Source organism: Prosthecobacter algae (assembly GCF_039542385.1).
GTDB lineage: Bacteria > Verrucomicrobiota > Verrucomicrobiia > Verrucomicrobiales > Verrucomicrobiaceae > Prosthecobacter > Prosthecobacter algae.
The window spans coordinates 111,357-130,129 of sequence record NZ_BAABIA010000002.1 but is presented as its reverse complement, the minus strand read 5'-3'; the positions used below and the strand labels follow the sequence as shown (position 1 = coordinate 130,129).

Annotated in this window: 8 protein-coding genes; 6 read left to right on the top strand and 2 right to left on the bottom strand. The window is 54.4% G+C overall.

From position 1 onward, the window contains the following. Positions 1-107: 107 nt before the first annotated feature. The 5 genes from ABEB25_RS04035 to ABEB25_RS04015 all read left to right on the top strand — a co-directional run bounded on the left by ABEB25_RS04035 (position 108) and on the right by ABEB25_RS04015 (position 15,362). The gene (locus tag ABEB25_RS04035) at positions 108-1,097 is read left to right on the top strand and encodes a nucleoid-associated protein (protein ID WP_345735097.1); all 990 of its coding nucleotides are present in this window, start codon (positions 108-110) and stop codon (positions 1,095-1,097) included. Positions 1,098-1,120: 23 nt separating this feature from the next. Next, positions 1,121-2,257, top strand: a complete 1,137-nt coding sequence (locus tag ABEB25_RS04030) for a hypothetical protein (RefSeq protein ID WP_345735096.1) — start codon at positions 1,121-1,123, stop codon at positions 2,255-2,257. Between the two features lie 158 nt (positions 2,258-2,415). Continuing rightward, positions 2,416-2,943, top strand: a complete 528-nt coding sequence (locus ABEB25_RS04025; protein WP_345735095.1) for a hypothetical protein — start codon at positions 2,416-2,418, stop codon at positions 2,941-2,943. A 528-nt stretch (positions 2,944-3,471) separates the two neighbouring features. Continuing rightward, positions 3,472-14,820: an RHS repeat-associated core domain-containing protein gene (locus ABEB25_RS04020; RefSeq protein ID WP_345735094.1), complete on the top strand. Its 11,349-nt coding sequence runs from the start codon at positions 3,472-3,474 to the stop codon at positions 14,818-14,820. Positions 14,821-14,825: 5 nt separating this feature from the next. Beyond that, positions 14,826-15,362, top strand: coding sequence for a hypothetical protein (locus tag ABEB25_RS04015; protein ID WP_345735093.1), 537 nt, complete (start codon positions 14,826-14,828; stop codon positions 15,360-15,362). A 545-nt stretch (positions 15,363-15,907) separates the two neighbouring features. Here ABEB25_RS04015 and ABEB25_RS04010 read toward each other — a convergent pair. Next, positions 15,908-16,084 carry a transposase domain-containing protein gene (locus ABEB25_RS04010; protein ID WP_345735092.1) on the bottom strand — a complete coding sequence of 59 codons (177 nt, stop codon included), beginning with the start codon at positions 16,082-16,084 and terminating at the stop codon, positions 15,908-15,910. A 35-nt stretch (positions 16,085-16,119) separates the two neighbouring features. Further along, the gene (locus ABEB25_RS24445; protein ID WP_425571964.1) at positions 16,120-16,413 is read right to left on the bottom strand and encodes an IS66 family transposase; all 294 of its coding nucleotides are present in this window, start codon (positions 16,411-16,413) and stop codon (positions 16,120-16,122) included. A gap of 348 nt (positions 16,414-16,761) precedes the next feature. Between ABEB25_RS24445 and ABEB25_RS04000 the strand changes: the two genes are divergently transcribed. Continuing rightward, positions 16,762-18,561, top strand: a complete 1,800-nt coding sequence (locus ABEB25_RS04000) for a hypothetical protein (protein WP_345735091.1) — start codon at positions 16,762-16,764, stop codon at positions 18,559-18,561. Positions 18,562-18,773: the final 212 nt, after the last annotated feature.

The window sequence follows — 18,773 nt, the reverse complement described above, 5'->3', positions numbered from 1 at the left end:
ATCTCAGGCCTAAGTATAGACATGCGGTAAAATGCTAGGGAAATTTATTTACATGATTGAACGTACAGGCTACACGCAAATACGGAAACAGTCTTCCGCCAACTCCCATGTCCATAAAACTCATCGCCCATCGCATCGACAAGGATCAACGCAGCAAAGAGATTTCACATTTCTTGAGGGAGAAACTGATCAGTGATTCTGAAGATGCTCAAAGGCTGCTGGCCGAGTTGCGTAAAGCACTCTCGCGCAAGAGTCACCCAGGGCAATTTGCCGAAGAAGCTGGAGAGAAACCGACTTTTCAATTGCGGCTCGAACGGTACATGAAGGCAATGACAGACAAGGAGTTTATTACTCTTTCCCATGACCTTACCAAGCTTCTTGAGAAGGGCATGAAGGAGCAAGTCATGGCCACCGGGGGGTTTGTCGTTTTCGCGGAGCACAAACTGGCTGAAGACACCTTGCTTCTTGTCGCCCTCCTTAGCACGGAGGCGAGGACGACTTTCGATGCCCAGATGAACCCGATAGCTTCGGCAACCCTCGACTTCGATCATTTGAGGCATGGGGTGCGAGTACGCCACGCGGGTGTTGCAACGAACGAACCTGGACTTCTTCAGTTTGTGGCGCAAAAAGCGGATGGGGTATCTGACTATTTTCGCGAGTTTCTGGGGTGTGAAAAACTCCCAGACACATCGGCTCAAGGGCGCCTTCTGATTTCGGTCTTGGATGAGGTTGCGAAGGAACACGGATTGGACATCGAAGAGGCCAACAGTGCTCTCCATAACTATTGGCAGCAGTGCCGGAAGGAGGATAAGGATCTGAGTTTAACGGGTCTCGCCAACCTCCTGAATCCTGATAATCCAGAGGGTATTCTTAGCAGCCTCAACGATGAAAAGTACGGGTTGCCTGGAAACTTTGCCCCACCTCCCAAACGGGTTATGGACAGCCTGATCAATTTTTCTTATAGCGCGAACGGCCTAAAACTGCAGCTCAACAAGGTCAAATGGGCAGACAAGATCAGCGTCAATAAAACCACTGTACAGATCAAGAATGCACCCCCAGAGTTGATCGCGAAGCTACAGGAAGAGATCCTGACATGAATTGCGATAGAGTCATCTCCAACTTGAAGCATCTCGTCAAAGCAAGTGACGGGATGCCGATTTGGCGTCAAGACGGGATGCTCACATTAACGGCGGGGTCGGCAGGGATCCCTGCGAATCTTTTGATTGTCCTGGGGGATGATGAGATCTACTCAAACTGGGAGCACGCCGCCCCAGGATCCATCGTGCCGGCTGGACAAAAGGTTGATCTAAGATGCACTAGCCAAGTGGAGAAGGCGGTTATTGCCGAGTCTGTGGAAGGAATCCTCAAACTGAGCAAGGCATGGCAACGTGAGCCAGAAGTGTACTTGGTTTGGGGGAATGGCGAACCGGTTTTCTACCGGTTTGGGATGACAAGGCTGGATGATATTCCTGAGCCATTGAAGTCCTATCACCAAGCCATCAAGCTCTGGCAGTTGCTAAGGATTTACGCCCATCACCAAGATGGGGACACGGACAGCCTCTGGTTCTTTGGAGTGCGCAAGACGGAAATTCAGCCCGGGTTCAGTCTTAAAGAACTGAGTTCTCCTCTTGATCTGTCTTCTGTTGCATCCTTCATGGAAGCCAGTGATGCCACAGAAATTCGAAAGGAAATTCTGGCCTCCCGGATTGCAGCGCATCTTGATGGACAGGACCCTGAAACCCGCTTCTCTTATCTGCTGTCATCCCTCCCCCGCTTTGCGCGTGGGTTGAGGGAGCAGATGAGCATCTATCTGTGTGAGCATTCGCCTGAAAAGCTGGAAGAGGAGGCGAAGCTGGCCGCTGTCGAGTTTGCCGGAAAAATGGAGACCATTGTGAGTGGCCTGGAGACAAAGGGGCTCACGGTGCCAATCGCTCTTTTTCTGGCTTACAAGGAAGTAAATAAAGACATGGGGCCTTTGGGGAACAGCGCCATTGTTTTATCTGCAGTTCTCTATCTGGCGGGCATGGCGTGGGTTCATTTCACCCAGAGTGCCCTCTTGGATCTTTTGACAAAATCCATTCAGGAGAAGAAAGTAGACTTTGAGAAAAAGGGGCTAGATAGAGACAACCCAGTTCTAGCCAAGGCTTTTAAAACGCTTGAGGAACGGGGTTATAGATCTGAAAAGTTTTCGGGCTGGATGTTCCTTTTGAGCTTCCTTCCACCTATCGCGGCGATCATTAAATGGTGTAATCTTTAATGAATATCTGTATGAAAATCCCGCTGATTATATCCCTGGGCTGCCTAATCGCGGCGGTGGCGTGGGCGGCGGTGCCGAAGAAACCTGTGGGGCCGTGTGGGCCTGATGCTGCGGCAAGTGTTGTTTGCTGGAAGAAGTAAACTTACGAAATATCGTTTATGAGCATTTCATTTATCCAACTCGTTGAGGCTAAAAGAGCCGAAGCAGCACGAGAGAAGCAATTTGCCAGGAATGCCATCGAAGTACTGTCTTCGCTAATCACTAATGCTGGGATGGCTCCTTATCCGGAACCCCACCCTTTAAACGTGCGTGTAGATGGTGCAAAGCTGAACCTAGAAGGTGAATCAAAATGGGACTTGGGCATCCGCTATAAACCGGAGATCAAAGCCTGGGAAATCGGTCTTCTTCTCTATGTTCCATATGGCAAACGCTCCCATCGTCCCCACTCCGAAGGGGGGGCAATCATCCAATTTGGCTTGTATTATCATCATCGGGACAAAGGTAGTTCATTCACATATCAGCCCATCGACGGGCAGCAGATTCGTTATGTGCCTGAGGTCTCAAAGGACGGTTTCATCAGCTTTTGGGAACTCATCCTTGCTGATTTAGCGGAGAGGCTGAACGCTGACGACTCATGGCGAAGCAATCCGGATGCCCTGTGGTTCACAATTGGCCCAGTGAAATAATATGAAGTCAATACCACCTCTTGCATTACTGGGGACGATTATTGCCCTGTTTGCCATTCTGATATTTGCCTGCATAAACAGATTCAGCATCAGACATATCAATGACCAAGTTGTTGTACGGCTAGACCATTGGACAGGCAACGTGGAATGGAGTTCTTTGAGCACGTCTTCTTGGCAGAAGTTCGAGGAAAAATGACATACCTGGGTCATTTATACCCTGATAAGGCTCTAGCGGCTAAGCCTTCGGGAGCCTGCGATGGGCGAGGGCGGTGGTGTGCTCGATGGCCTGGGCGAGGGATTTTAGGGCCAACTAGGGTGCCACCGCCTGGTATTGTAGATGCAAATAGATATCTCTTGTTAGGCCATTTTCAGAAACTTGTACGGTTTTAAAACACGCCCTAAGAAAATCCGAAGGGGCCTTGGCAATAAAGTTTGCTTTTCGGTTAAAAAGTTAATCTCCTGGCCAAAAATAAAGAAAATCTTCATCCCCACATCGGGGGACATTCTTATTTCACGCCTTTCATCAAAATGAACGAATCAAGATACTGTACGGATGTCCTTCCTCAGTTGCGTCGCTGGAGCCGTCACGCCTGGTTAATGCATGGCATCCTGATTGCCTCATTGATCCTCGGGCCTCAGCCGTTTAGTCAGGCCGTGCCAGTACAGAGTTACGATGTTTTGGATTACCTCGGGAATTTTGTTGAAACCCGTCAATACGAGGATTGGAACAACAACCAGGTCCATGACTCCGAGGAAAATTCCTGGGTTTATGATACTCAGGACAGTGATGGCGATGGGTTGCTGAATGCACGAGAGATTTTGTGGCAGACAGACCCGTTTAATCCAGACAGTGACTATGATGGGATTTCGGATGGCAATGAGATGGATCTGCTGGGCGGCCCCGTGGCAGGTTTTAGTCCGACCAATTGGGACAGCGATGCCGATGGCTACAGCGACCACGATGAGCTGCATAATTTTTACGGGGTCCATTATCCCACGCTCGGCTTGGGAATCAGCTACTTTGACTGGGATGGAGACGGGACGAAAAATCACGAGGATTCCCACCCTCAAGACAGCGCCCTTAGCCGGGATTACAACAATGATGGCGTTGACGACGCTCCTACCAATGACTGGGATGGCGATGGATATGTGAATTCCAACGACTCAGATCCGTATGATCCGACCCAATGGAATGACTGGAATGACAACGGGATCAATGACGATCCAAACGGGGATGACGATCAGGATGGCACGATCAATCTAAATGACTCGCACCCTGACAATTCCCTGCTGTGGAATGACTGGAACAACAACGGGCTCAACGATGATCCCAATGGCGATGACGATAGTGACGGCACACTGAATCAGAACGACTCGCATCCGGATGACGCCGCACGTTGGTATGACTGGGATAACAACGGATTCAACGACGATCCCTACGGAGATGATGACCAAGATGGAACCGTCAATCAATACGACTCACATCCCAACGCTTCTTGGTTGTGGAGCGACTGGGACAACAGTGGCTACAACGACGACAGTGAACCTCCTCCAGACGGAGATGGTGACGGATATGCAGACAATGCGGACTCCGATCCCGCGAACAATGCCTTGTGGGCAGATTTTAATCCGCGCAACGGCATCAATGACGGGTCTGAAACGGGTCTGACAGATGTCGATGGCGACTTGCATCTTGACCAGCATGATTCAGATCCTCAGAACAGTTTGCTGTGGAATGACCGGAGCCCGCGCAATGGCATCAATGATGAGGAGGACACTGACGTGGACAGTGACGGTGACGGCTACCCTGACCATGCAGATTCGGATCCCAGCGACATCAACTTGTGGGAGGATGTAACTCCGCGCAACGGCATCAATGACACACTTGAAACGGGTCTGACAGACGTTGATAACGATACCTATCTTGATCAGGATGACTCTCATCCCCTGAACGATTTGCTGTGGAACGACCGGAGTCCGCGCAATGGCATCAACGATGATCCAAATGGAAATGATGATAATGACCAGCGGATTAACCAGGACGATTCACACCCTGACAATCCGTTGCTGTGGAATGATTTCCTTCCACCCGGCGGCAATGGCTACAATGATGAGGATGAATCGCTTTTGGATAGCGACAATGACAACCATCCTAACGGTGCTGATTCACACCCTTATGATGGAAATTTGTGGAATGACAATAACGGCAACGGCATCAATGATCATGAAGAGCCGCCTGTCACGCCGCCGACTAACAGTGATACTGACAGCTACCCAGATAACAACGATTCGCATCCTTACGATGGAAATCTGTGGAATGATTATCTTCCATTGCCCAATGGTAATGGGATCAATGACGACCCTTATGCCAATGACGATGGGGACCCCCGGATCAACATGAATGATTCGCATATCAGCGATCCTTTGCTGTGGAATGATTTTAACCCCTCGCCCAACGGCAACGGCATCAATGACCAGTTCGAAGACGATGAGACAGACGGTGACTGGGACGGTTATAACAACGTGGACGACAGCCATCGTGAAGATCCCCTGCTTTTCACCGACTGGGATTCTGACGGGCTCAATGCCAATGTGGAGACCGCCATTGGTTCGGATCCTGATGTGGCGGACACCGACAATGACGGGCTTTCAGATGGGGACGAGCATTTGTTACATCACACCCAGACGACTCATGTGGACTCCGACGGGGACGGCCTGACTGACTTCGAAGAACTTCGAATTGCTCCGCATAGCAATCCTCTGGACAAGTGGTCGCGCAGTAAATTACTGGGACTGAGCACTTACCTAACGGATTTTCAGCTCTCCGGTGCTGAAGTGGACACCGATGGAGACGATATCCCCGATCCTGTCGAACTGGCCTATGGGCTCGATCCAGAGGATCCCTCTGACGCTGGGGGAGATTTGGATGCCGATCAGGTCACCAACCTTCAGGAGTACCAGGCAGGCACCAGTCTGTGGGGTAACAATGACGTTTATGATGCCGATGACGACGGCATGACGGATCTGGAGGAAGATCTGAGCAATCTTTGGTACCCAGGCCGGTTTGACCGTAACCAGCATGCCGACGCGACGGAAGATGCGGACGGTGACGGGCTTTTTAACTACGAGGAGTTTGATCTGGGGCTGAACCCGATGGACGCAGATTCCAGCACACCCAGCCTGGACAGTCACAACGGGCCGGGTGTTTCAGCGGACATGGCCTATGTCATCGCGAATGCACACCCAAACTGGACCATGCCCGTGGCGGATGGAGATGCCGATGGTGACGGGATGGCGGATGTGTGGGAGCATTTTTACCGTGCCCGAGGGGGACTTCCAGGTTTGAACCTCCGGGACGCATCAGACTGGGATGATGACATTGATGATGATGGATTGATCAACCGTTTTGAAGTGCTGAGCTTCAGGCATCCGTTGATCAAGGACTATGTGCCGCCACCGGTTACCCCTGGAAACTACAATCCCGGCACGGGCGTGACGAGTCCCTACATCCAGCCAACGGTTACGCCCTTGAACCACGGATCGGGAGGCGACTTCGAGGTCAATCACATCGTGTCCGTTCCGGCTGGCGGAGATGCTGGGGGCGGGCCGCGCATTGAGGTGCAGAATTCAACCACCTACAGTGACGGAGAATACGAAGAAAGTGGATGGAGAGGTTACGAGGAGGGGGGCGTGATGGCGAAGGGGAGGTACTTGATTGTCACTGAAGGTTGTGTGCCTGACAGTTCCGATGCTCCAAACATGATTGGGCAGACATGTGCATGCGGCACGCACTCGACACCCAACCGTTTCCGGGCAGAACTCACACAAACGGGGGGGGGAGAACGGGTGCAAATTGCCGGCATGGAAACTCCCGATGATATCTCAGATGATGAATTTTTTTATCCGGGAGGAGAAAATATCTGGAGCTGGGTGGATAATGAGGGGGTTGAATGCGATCCCGAGGATGCTCCTTCTGACGGCCCTTTTACAGGCCCCTCTTATGTCGGGAAGGCCGAGGTATGCATGAAGCTGACCCAGTCTTCCTCACAGAAGATTACCCGCAGGGTAAAGGTTACTCGTCAATATGTGGGTTCTGATCCTAGTATTTCATATGAAATGATGGAAATTGCTTCAGGTGAGCTGAACTCTAACGTCGTCTCGGCGTATGCTTCTGGCGATAACAATGGCGAGGAGTCTTCTGTCACTCTGGAACTTACTGACGACAGCACGGATGACGGCAGCCCTATGCGGATCAGCGCCTCAGACGGGGCGGGACCACGTTACCGGAAAGTGGGGCTCAATGGGGTCCCGATGCCGGATGCGAAGCCGCAGGTCCAGAATGAAAATGGAGAGCTGAACGAGGAAACCTACATTGACAGTTTCCTTGCCCAGCTCAGGCACTCCGTCAGTGATGTGTATGTGACAGATGACAGCAGCCTGCTGCCGCTGCAAGTCCGCCGGGATGTGGCTTCGGACTCGTGGTCGGACCGCTCCGGCCTGCGGCCCTGGGAGCGTCCTTTCCAGCCCTTCGGTCCTGGCTGGGGAACGAACGTCTGCAGCTACGTGCAATTCAACATCACCAAAGGCGGCGACGTTAGCGCGAACGTGGTGGATGAAACTGGAAGCCACCAAAACTATGACCACCTTGAGGCTCCCGGATTGAACGGCCTGAAAAAATGGTTTCATTCTCGTCAGGAGTACTATGACGTCAAAGGTGCCCAGAGCTATTTCCAGGCGGGGGTTGTTCCAGCCGATCCGGAACTGATCACCTTTCACACGGTCAAGCTGACCAAAAAATTTGGCACCCAATGCTTTTATGAAGTGATTTCAGGGAACACTCTCAAGCAGAAGTTCTCAGACGACCGCGTCTATGGCAGCGGGGGCGTTCAATACCAGAGATATGCCCGCCTGACTCGCGTGAAGGACCGCTGGGGGAATGAATTGCATTATGAGTACCCAGATATAGCCAGCCTCGTCCCCTGCCTGATCAAGGATCCTCAACGGCCAGGACATCAGATTTCCATCCGGCAGGAAAATGGCCGCATCGTGGAAGTGCGTGCACCCAATGGCGACAGCACCAGCTACAATTACGCCTCGCTGTCGGTTCCTTACCGGGTGCAAAATGCGGGCACCCAACACAGAACGGTGAAGGTGCTCAGCTCGGTGGTGCGCGGGGGCAATACGGTAGCTTATGAGCAGACGCTGTCGGATACGAAGGAAACGGACGATGATGGCAGATTTGCCAAGCATTATCATTTGGAGCTCACCCAGATCACAGATGAGCGGGGGCATGCATACAACTTCAGCCATATGCAAAACACCACCATCTTCTACTCCGGCAGCCAGGGACGGAAGATGCAATACGGCCTGCCAATGAAGCTGACGGCGGTGCAATCGCCCATCATTGGCACCGTCAACATCAGCAACACCCGTGTCATAGATCCGGAACTGCTCAATGACTATAATTACCAGCAGGCGGCCCGGCCTGTGACCACCATCTTTACCTATGGAACGGGATCTACCGCCCGTGCCTACACCTATCGCTTTACCGAGCCGATGGGCACCACCGTGAAAGGCGTTGTGGCCAAGGAAAACCCTGGCAATAAGGCGGTGACCTACTCCTTCCAAAAGATGGAAATCGAATCTCCAGATGGCGGCAAGGAGAGCTATCGTTTCAATCCAGGTGCCAACATGTCGCTACAGGAAGTCACGGACCGCAATGGAAACAAGACCGCCTTCTTCTACGCGGACCGGGTGCAATATTCCAACGTCATGGCACCTGACATGGGCCGGGTTTACGATGATCCCACCCTGGAGGTCAACTCGCTGGGACAGACAAAGACCTTCACTTATGATGCGGCGACGCGCATCCTGAAATCGGTCACGGACTCGCGCAAAGTCAAAACGGAGTATGTCATCGACCAGCCAAACGTTTCAGGTGGAGCCTTTGGGCGGCGTCTGAAGGAAAAGGTGGGCGGCATGGCGGGGGGCAAGGAAGAGACCCTCACCTATGGGCATGGCACCTTTGCGGGTTTTGTGACCCGCCGCACTTTGGCTCCGAACGGGACAGACCCGAACCGCCCGGCCATCGGTGTCTGCCCGCCTTTGGTGACGGACTACAGCCTGGGCACGGATGTGCAGGTAGCAGGCTGGTGGAGAAGGGTGACGGAAACGAGGATGGTGGATGGCCAGGCCCACACCACTTTGACGGTCAGCGATCTCAATGGCAACAAACGCTCCGTCACGGACGGACGCGGATTCACCACCTGCTTCAGCTACGATGGCAGCAACCGCCTGACGGGGGTGCAGTTCCCGGACGGCAGCAGCAAGAGCATGGACTATGATGCACATGGCAACCTCATCAAAGAGGCGGATGAGACCGGCCGCACGGCCTTCCATGTTTATGATGCGCTGAACCGGCGCATCACCAGCACCGTGGATCTGAATGGGAACGGCCTGGCCGACTCCCGTGCTGCCGGAGATCTGGTGGAGGAAACCACCTACAATGACATGAATCTGCCTGTGACCCAGACGAACGCACGCGGCATCGTCACACGGTTTAAATATGATGCCATCGGCAGGCCGGAGCAGGTCACGGTCAATGATGGAGCGGCCAATGCGGCCGACCGTCAGGTGACCCTGTCTGAATACCAAGTGCCCGGTCTCAACAACGGCAAAGAGGTGGGGAGCAGTGTCTTTGACATCAGCGGCTTCAAACCTGTGCGCCTGACGGATCCCGCAGGCCGTGTGGCGACCTTCAAGTATGACAAACTGTACCGCGTCACCGAACAAAGCGGCACAGATGCGGGCACGGTGACGACCACCTATGATGTGAAGGATGCCTCGGCCAATCCTGCCTCCGTCAGCCACCGGGTGATTGCCACACGTAAAACCTTATTCACCTATGATGCGCAGGGCCGGGCCATCAAGACGCAGCACCCAGACGGCACCTTCGTCCAGGCCTTCTACACCCACCATGGCCAGCCCTGGAAGGTGATCAATGAGCAGGGTAAGGAGACGCTGACCCGCTTTGATACCGCAGGGCGCGTCAGGGAGGTGGAGTCACCTGCAGTTGGAGGTGTGTCAGCCATCACCAGGACGGGTTATGACTTGGCCGGGAATGCCGAATGGGTGAAGGATGCCCTTGGCCGCGTCACCAGCACCGCCTATGACCGGCGCAACCGCCCGACGTTTGTGACGTTGCCGGAGGTGGTGGATGCTGGCGATGCCGAACAGGTGGTGAGACACCCGGTGGTTGAGACTCGTTATGATGCTGCCGGGCGTGTGACCGTGACGGTGGATCCGCTGGGATATGAAACGAAGAAGTTTTATGATCCTGCGGGGCGTGTCACTTCCGCCGAGGATGCGCTGGGCAACGTCACCTCCATGACCTATGATGAGGGCGGCAATGTGCTGACCACCACCAATGCCAAGGATCAGGTGGTGACCAACGTTTACGATGCCTTTAACCGGCTGGTTCGCACCACGGATCACAGCAACATCGTCAATGAGTTTGAATACGACAAGGCAGGGAACCGCATCCAGGTCAAAGATGGACGGGACAAGGTGAGCACCTTCACCTATGACGGCCAGAACCGGGTGAAGACCCAGGTGTTTCAGGGATCCCTGACCGCCACAGGGACTGCTACGCAGGACGTCTGGACATACACTTACAATGCCGCCGTCAAGCTCAGCGAGACGGACCCGGCCATGAACACCACCACCTATACCTATGACGACCGTGACCGCCTGGAAACGGTGTCCACCCCTGCCTTGGGATCGGTGGCGGCCAACACCCGCACCTTTAACTACGATACCTGCGGCCGCATGCTCAGCGTGGTGGAAAGCAGCAGTCCCGCCGCAGGCGTGGTTTACACCTATGATGAACTGGGACGGCAGACCAGTGAAACCGCACGCGGGGTCACCCACACTTACCAGTATGACAAGATCGGCAACCGCGTGCAGGCGAACTATGGCGACGGCAGGCGCACTGTCACGGCTTACGATGCGCTGAACCGCCCCCTCACGATCAGCGAAGGCCCCGCGTCCACGTTTGAAGCCGACAAAAAGGTGACAGGCTATGCCTATGACCTAGCAGGCCGCGCTCTCCAGCTCAATGTGGGCAACGGGCAGGTGACACGCAATACTTACGATGCGCTGGGTCGCCTGACCACGCGCGTCCTGCATCAGGCCGCCCCCTTCACGGAGGCGAACCGGCAGGCCCGCTTTAACTGGCTGCATGACGAAATCGGCAATGTCAAGCAGCAGACTGAGCAATGGTTTGGCGCGGAGGCGCGGACACGTGTCACCATGCTGTGGTATGATGAAACGAACCGTTTGTTAGAAGAGCAGATCAGCGAAACCGGGGCGCAGACCGTGACCACTGTATATGGGTACGATGCGGGGAACAACCGCGACAGCAAGCAGGTCAGCGTATCGGGCAGTGGCACCCTGGGAACTGAGGTGGGCCACTGGACCTACCTTTACAATCATGCGAATCAGCTCGTCACCACCGAGAGGAGGCTGACTCCAGGCGGGGCTATCACGGGCACAGTGAATTACCTCTACGATGCACGGGGCAACCGCGTGCGCCGGGAACTGGGCGTGGACCAGACGGCGACTGCCAGCATTCAGGGCATCAGTTACCAAGCGGCCATGCCGGGGGAATCTGGCAATGCGCTAGGTGTTCGTTTGCTGAATGGTGCAGCAGGCAGGCCTGCGGCGGGTGTGTCGGTGACGGGGAGCGATGTCAGCGTCACCCTGGCGATGGACCAGGGACTCCGGGCGGCTGTGACAAGCCAGGGCATCACCTACACCGCTGCCGAGGTGGGAGATGCTGGCAATGATCTCAAGGTGAGACTGGAAAAAGCCAGCGCGGGAGGGGATCTTTCGGCTTCAGTCCAAGGCAATGATGTGGTGGTGAAGCTGGAGACGGATGCAGGCAGCCCTCACAGCCTTGTGAACCAGGGCATCACCTACACCGATAACAAAGCCCCCGGAGATGGCCCCGCCACGGGCATTGCCCTGCAGGCCAGTGAGCCGGACCAGGAAGCCTCCGTCTTGGTGGTGGATGGTGACATTGCCGTGAAGCTGGCGACCAACAGCGGGGACAAAGCCTCCGCGACCCTGCAGGGACTGACGTATCAGGCCGTGACGGCGGGCAGCGGGGGGAATGATCTCCAGGTGCGTTACCAGCTCGCCAATGAGAACGAGGCGCTGGGGGCCACGATGGTGGGCAATCAGCTCACGCTGCGGCTTGAGCAGACCGGTGCCGAAGCGGCGGTCCTGGAACAGACGGGACTGACCTATACGGCCTCCAATCTGGGTACGGCTGGCAATGCCATCACGGTGACTCACACGCTGGGCGGAGAAGGTGAGCCGCTGCTGCTTTCGGCCACGGGCAATGGGGTGACGGTGCGCCTCGCCCGCGATGGCGGCCATGCCAAGGCGGACTGGGCTGGCGTGACCTTTAAGGCGGTGCCACCTGGGACGGATGGGAATGCCATCTCGGTGGCGATTCAGGAAGGCCAGTCGTTTGGGGAGTCTCTTGCGGCCCGAGTGGAGGGCCAGACAATCATCGTCACGCTGCCCACGGCGGCGGATGAATTTTCCTCGCCACCTGCGTGCACCGTAGCGGAAGTCGTCTCCGAAATTCAGTCGGTGGCGTCTTCCTTGGTGACGGTGTCGGGTGCTGTCTCTAGCAGCGAGACGGTGACGACGAGCACCTCCGTGCAGCTGGCCGATGGCGGACTCTATGCTCCGGTGACGACGGCAGGAGAAGTGGCAGCGGCAGCTTCGGGCCTGTTGCCTCTAGTCCAGCTCAGCGCGAGCGATCCTGACCAGTTAATGTCCGTGGGCAGCTGGCAGCTGGCCGGTGGTGAGGCTGGCGTGGTGGAGACGACCACGGCAGACGTGGCGAGTTTGCTGTCCGGCGGTGCAGCCAATGGCTACCTCACGGTGACGGGCAGCGGGGATGCCATGGTGCTGGCCCAGCCTGAAGGGGTGACACTGAGCGGTGGCGGGTCCAACTGCCAGTCCACGAGCACCGTGGGCGAGGTGGTGACCTTGCTCAATGCGACACCAGCTGTGACCGCGCTGATGACGGTGACTGGCAGCGGTGCGGCGGTGATGACGTCTGCCGACTTCCAGTACCTGTCCGGTGGCACGGCGCGTGCCTCGGTGAGCGCGGTGGATGAAGTGGTGGCCTTGCTCGAAGCCACGCCATCCGTGGCGGCCCTGATCACCGTGACTGGCAGCGGCACATCCGTTGTCAGCAGTGATGGTGCACAAACCCTGAGCGGGGGCCGCGAGGCGCTGAGCCTCAGCACGGTGAGTGAGGTGGTGACACTGCTCAGCAGTACACCTACAGTGACGACATTGATGACGGTGACAGGCAGTGGCAATACCGTCCTGCTGCCTACGTTAGAAGTGCTGAGATTGAGCGGTGGCGGCATCGAATACACCGGCACGGGCATTACGACCTATACCTGGGATGTGCCGGGTCGGCTGGCCAGCGTGACAATGTCTACAGGGCAGGTGCACAGCTATGATTACGACTACCGCACGCGGCGGATCGGCACGCATCAAAGCGCGCAGGGAGAACAGGCCGCGAAACACACAGCCATCCTGTTCAGCGGAGGTCTAAGCCTCGCCGAGTATGAAAGCACGACGGTCCAAACGACCCTGAGCAGCCCTGGAGGCAGCACGGTAAGGTATGTGCGCGGCCCGGACATGGGCGGCGGCGTGGGAGGCTTGCTGTACAGCACCCGAGGCGGAGTGCCGAAGTACAACCTGAGCAACGGCCGAGGCGACATCGTGGCGCAGAGCGACGCGAGCGCAGCCCTAACCTGGACAGCGAGCTACGAAGCCTACGGGAAACGGACGAAGGAAACGGGCAACAACGCGGACAAACAAAGAGCGAACAGCAAGGACGAAGACCCGACAGGGCTGCTGAACGAAGGCTTTCGGTATCGCGACATCGAAACGGGTTCCTGGCTGAGCCGGGACCCGGCGGGGTTCGTGGACGGCCCCAACCTTTATGCCTATGTGAAGCAGAATCCTTGGACGGCTTGGGATCCAGACGGACTTCACAGTTGGGCCGACCCTCGGGGATTGCCTGGATGCTCACCCCAGCTTCGGGTGGCTCTCGATAATGTTGATAGGGAACGCGGGGCAAGACTAGCTAATGATGTCCAAGCTGTGGGGCAATGGGTGAATGAGCATCCACGTACAATGGGAGGGGTTCAAGCGGTGGGCGGGGGCATTCAAGTTGCAGCTGGTGCTTTGGGCCTACTGGCACCTGAGCCAACTGGTCTTACGAAGTGGGTGGGGCCTATTGCAATCGCTCATGGAGCTGACGATCTACAGGCAGGTATTAGGCAGATGATAAGTGGCAAGCAGCAAGACAATATAACGACGCAAGCAACCGAAGGCATTGTTAAGGCGGCTGGTGGCAGTGACGGGACAGCCACGGTGGCTGGGATTATTGTGAACCTTGGCGCGGGGTTCATTGCTCCCACAGCCAGCGCACAGTCCATAGGCCGTCAGGTGGCGGAAATTGTTGAAGAATCTTCAGGTATCGTTGGGTTTAAAGGTATTGTTCAAGATGGCAATCTTGTTGGTCGGGCGGTTCCCATTGATGCCTTCACAAGTCATGCCGAGCTTGCTAAGCAAGCTAAGCTAATCAAAACCCCTCCTGCGGCAGGTACAGCGGGAGAATTAAAAGATGGTGCAGAAGCATTTACAGCAATCGCTGACCCCAAAGCCCCAGGTGGCTTTGCAGTTACGGGATCAATGAACTTTAACACCCAGGTGAGTGACACGGGGGCTGAGGCTGTGAGAAAAGCGTTGAATCAATCATCTGGAGGCACTGAATAACGATTATGCTTTTTACAAAACATTGGTATGCCCGGTCTGTGGTTGAACTTATCAAGGCAGCGCATATAGGGGCGTGTGATCTTTTTCCACATCCAGGCCTTCTTGAGATTGGAGGAACTAGAGTCTTTGCAAGGTCGAAACTCACTCGAAAGCTTCGTGCCGTAATTGAGCAAATAATTAAAAGAGCACCAAGATGTGGTTGGTCCGAGGCTTTCGTTAAAGATTTTACCGAGCTGTGGAGAGTCGCTGATGGTTTTTTGGTTTTGATTGACCGACCTGATGACGGGGTGTCGTGTATCCCAAATCAAGCCGCACGTCATTTTTATCTTATTTGCGGTGGCGCATGGCACTTGGTCTCCTCACTCGGGCAAACGTATGGGGTTGAGCCAGAAACGAGCCTGATTCCATTTGAGCGATTGCTTGAATATAGTGGAGTGCCGGAAAGTTGGCATGACGAGAACCTTCATAAAACAAATGAAGAGTTGAAGAGAATACTCGATCAAATGTCGGCCAAATTGTCGCTTATCCATCCTGCGTCTTGATCTTGGGACGTGGGCATAGAGGGTCTTCAAGCCATCCCCGCGTTGCGGTGGAAAATGAACGTACGCGCCAACCAATAGCCTTGACCGTGCCAAGCTCTTCAAAAGAATGAAGCGCAGCCAGCTTCTCGGCTATGAAAACCCCGTGAATGAAGAGCGCCTCCGACCGCCAGCTCTTCCGCAATCATCTCTGCGGTGGAAGGGATGAGCGGACGGCCCCGCCCTGTGTTTGGAGGGGCCAAGTTTGCCTACGTCTGACTGAACACCCCAACGCCTTGCCCACCCCGGAGCGTTGATGAATCTGCTCCCCGCAGATTCACCCTTCGGGCTACGCTGCGCTTTGTCCAAAACGCCTCCCTCCCTCGGCGTTTTTGTCCTGGTTAACTGGCCCGTTCCCCGAAGCCACGAGGATGCGAAAAGCGACGGGGCCACGACTTCAGTGAGAGATGCGACTGACTGCACGATGTAAGCAATCACCGTGAAGCCGCAAGTTTGTAAGCGTGACCCCAAGCGCCTGCTGAAGCAGGTTGATGGTGGTGTGCTGATAGCTACGCGGCTCGTTGTTTGAGCCTCCGGGCCTCAGCCCAGGCTTTGGGCGTGATGTCTTTGACCTGCCGGTTGGTCATGGTCGGCAAACGGGTAAGCACGTCACGCAGGTTCTTCCAGGGATCCAGGCTGCGGGCGCGGCAGGATTCGATGATGGTGTAAAGGATCGTATCCGTCAAACGCCGCCCCGTCCCTCGGATCTTGACAGGTCCGGCTAAACTGTGTCCGCGCAGTGTTTTCCCAGGGACTGATTTAGCGCTCTTTGGTCAGTTGCCCAGGCTTTCGGGGTGCGGCGATGCCCGGTCTGGTTGGTTTCTGCGGGGAGGCGTGTGAAGAGGTCCGTCAGGTAGGCTTCCGCGTTGATGCCTTCACGGTGGCAGTTGCCCATCAGCGTGTAGAACGTGGCGGCGCGGGAGCCGCTTTTTGGATGACCCATAAAGAGCCAGTTCTTTTTGCCGATGGCGGTGGGGCGGATTGAGTTTTCCACCGGATTGTTGTCAATCTCCACACGTCCTCTCAATACACCTCAAGCATGGGCCACAGCGTCAGGGCATAGTCCATGGCCCGCCCAAAAGCACGTTTGGGTTAGGTGATGGCGGCTGAGTTTGATTCTTTTGAGGGCTTGGTGCAGGGGGAGACGGCTTTCGGCGCTAGCCGCCAGTTGTCGCAGCTTCCCTTAGTCGCGTTTTTCCTTCCTCAGCTTCGCATCTTTGGAGAAATGACCATCAACCATGGTTGATGGTCGAATTATTTAACAATAAGTATATATCTTACTGGCGTTGACTTTATCCAATTTGAGGATTAATGTTAAAATTCCGTAAGGATGCAGGACCGGGTGAGCTGGCTTGGAAAATAAATGGATCGCCTGCTCTACATTCTTCCTTTGAAAATCAATGGTTTGTGTCGTGCAGCAAAATTCCCGCAGTGTTTTATGGTAATAATTAAACCCCCAATCGTTAGAGATAAGAGTGAAGGAGCACAGAGCAGGTCGTCAACAATGGAAGAAACGGTATTTTTCCCTCGCTTCCATTGTCTAAAAATCGAGCCGGATACTATTTCTCCCATTCCAGCATTGCTGGCCGAGATGGGTATGGTGGGGGAAGGCATCCATCAGAGCAAGAGATCTTCCAATACTGACGCACCTAGCCTTTTGCATTTCTATCATCCAGAAATCGCCAAGGAGCTCAATCCCAAGCAGCCTGACGTCACTGCAGCAGTGATTCTCTACAACCTGTCGTTGTGGCAGAGGAACAAATACAAGCAGACGGTAATCTTGGGGCGTCGCTACAGCTTTCGCAGCCTGTCGCAATTGCAGCACGATCATCCGTATTTCACACAAGCAGCCATTCACAAGGCCCTCCAGAGGCTTGAGAGGAAGCTTGGCAACGACTTTTTGGTGCGCAGGGACAAATCAAAACTGTGGTTCTCCATAGGGGAGCGAATCATGAAAAAGATCTCCGCTGTCTCGGGTCGAAATTTCGAGAAATTGTCAAAGGCTGCATGTCTCCTGAGTTTTTCAGTCTCAGATGCACAGGCAACAGAATGTGTTCGGTCAGCCGTTTTGCTCGGAAATCTGAAATATGCGCTTGCCCACTTCACTGATCCTCTACGGGATGCGCAGGGAGTCCCCTATGCCGAACTGAGTGCAACAAAACTGAGCCCAATTCTTGGCTTTTCCGAAGACACCATTTCCAGGTGCCTGAAGGCCATGTGCGCGCAAAAAATCATTGTGAAGCACCCCTCAAGACCATGCTTTTACACACTGAAAAGTGCTGATTTGTTGATCGATACCCAAACCGCAGAAGTCCAAACGAGACCCGCAGAAGTACACAGTCAACCCGCAGATGTACACAGCGCCGATGCCTCGATGCTTCTGGAACCCTTGCAGAATCAAGGGTTCCAGCGCGTTGATGAAACGACATATATAAATGAATGTATTAATTCAGATATCAAGGGTCATTACCGAGTCGCCTTGACTTCGTCAAACGACTCAGAGGACTGTCCTTTAACCGGCCTTAGCCTAATTAAAGATCGAGCAAAAGAGGTGATTCAAACCTTGCGTTCATCATCAATCAAAAATGACCAGGTTCCCGCTGCGCATACACCTGATCATGTGAGCGGTCAGCAGCCCGAGTTGCCATATGATGAGGTGCTTGCTTGCACGACTGCTTATGCAGACTTGCCTTATGACCATGTGACTGAAGACATGCTGACAGATTCACAGTGGATTGATGAGCAAATTCAAGAGGTGCTTGATGCATGGGCCATCCAGGAATTTTTGGTGGATGAGCGTGATCAAAAATCGCTTCGCCAATTGTTCCACGATAACCCCCAACTCACTGCGGAAGCCTTGTTGGAGTTGCTTTCCAACTGTCATCCCCTTTGCATTGGAGAATGGAAATTGGAGCGGGGAAAATACGACCCCCAGTTTTTCCTCAAACAGGCAAAGACACCCAAATTGATGTTGCGGTATTTGCCCCAGATCATCACTCAGGTTTACAAGCGATGTGAAAATATCGAATGCAGATGGCAGTATGAAGGTGATGTAGAGGCACCTTTTGATCATCTCAATTTTGACTACCTGGGTGGCGAAAAAGTGAGTGCTATCTGCTCATTCCGGCACCCAGACAAAATCGATGTGGAATACGTCGAATAGCAGGAGATGTGCATTCAGCGTCAAATGAGAGGCTGCATCTCCCAAAAAACACGGTTTGAAGGGCGTGGGGCGTCTTCCGCTATGGAGACACTCCCGCCTCATTCAAACGCCTCACAAAATTCGTGAGTGCAAAGCAGATGCATTCCTGTGGATTTGATCATTACCGCTCCCTGCGCATAGATCACTAAATATGGTACGATCCATTTGGTTAG

Coding starts and splice junctions, on each gene's coding strand:
- ABEB25_RS04035 (WP_345735097.1), top strand. CDS start 108: ATGTCCATAAAACTCATCGCCCATCGCATCGACAAGGATCAACGCAGC.
- ABEB25_RS04025 (WP_345735095.1), top strand. CDS start 2,416: ATGAGCATTTCATTTATCCAACTCGTTGAGGCTAAAAGAGCCGAAGCA.
- ABEB25_RS04020 (WP_345735094.1), top strand. CDS start 3,472: ATGAACGAATCAAGATACTGTACGGATGTCCTTCCTCAGTTGCGTCGC.
- ABEB25_RS04015 (WP_345735093.1), top strand. CDS start 14,826: ATGCTTTTTACAAAACATTGGTATGCCCGGTCTGTGGTTGAACTTATC.
- ABEB25_RS04000 (WP_345735091.1), top strand. CDS start 16,762: ATGGATCGCCTGCTCTACATTCTTCCTTTGAAAATCAATGGTTTGTGT.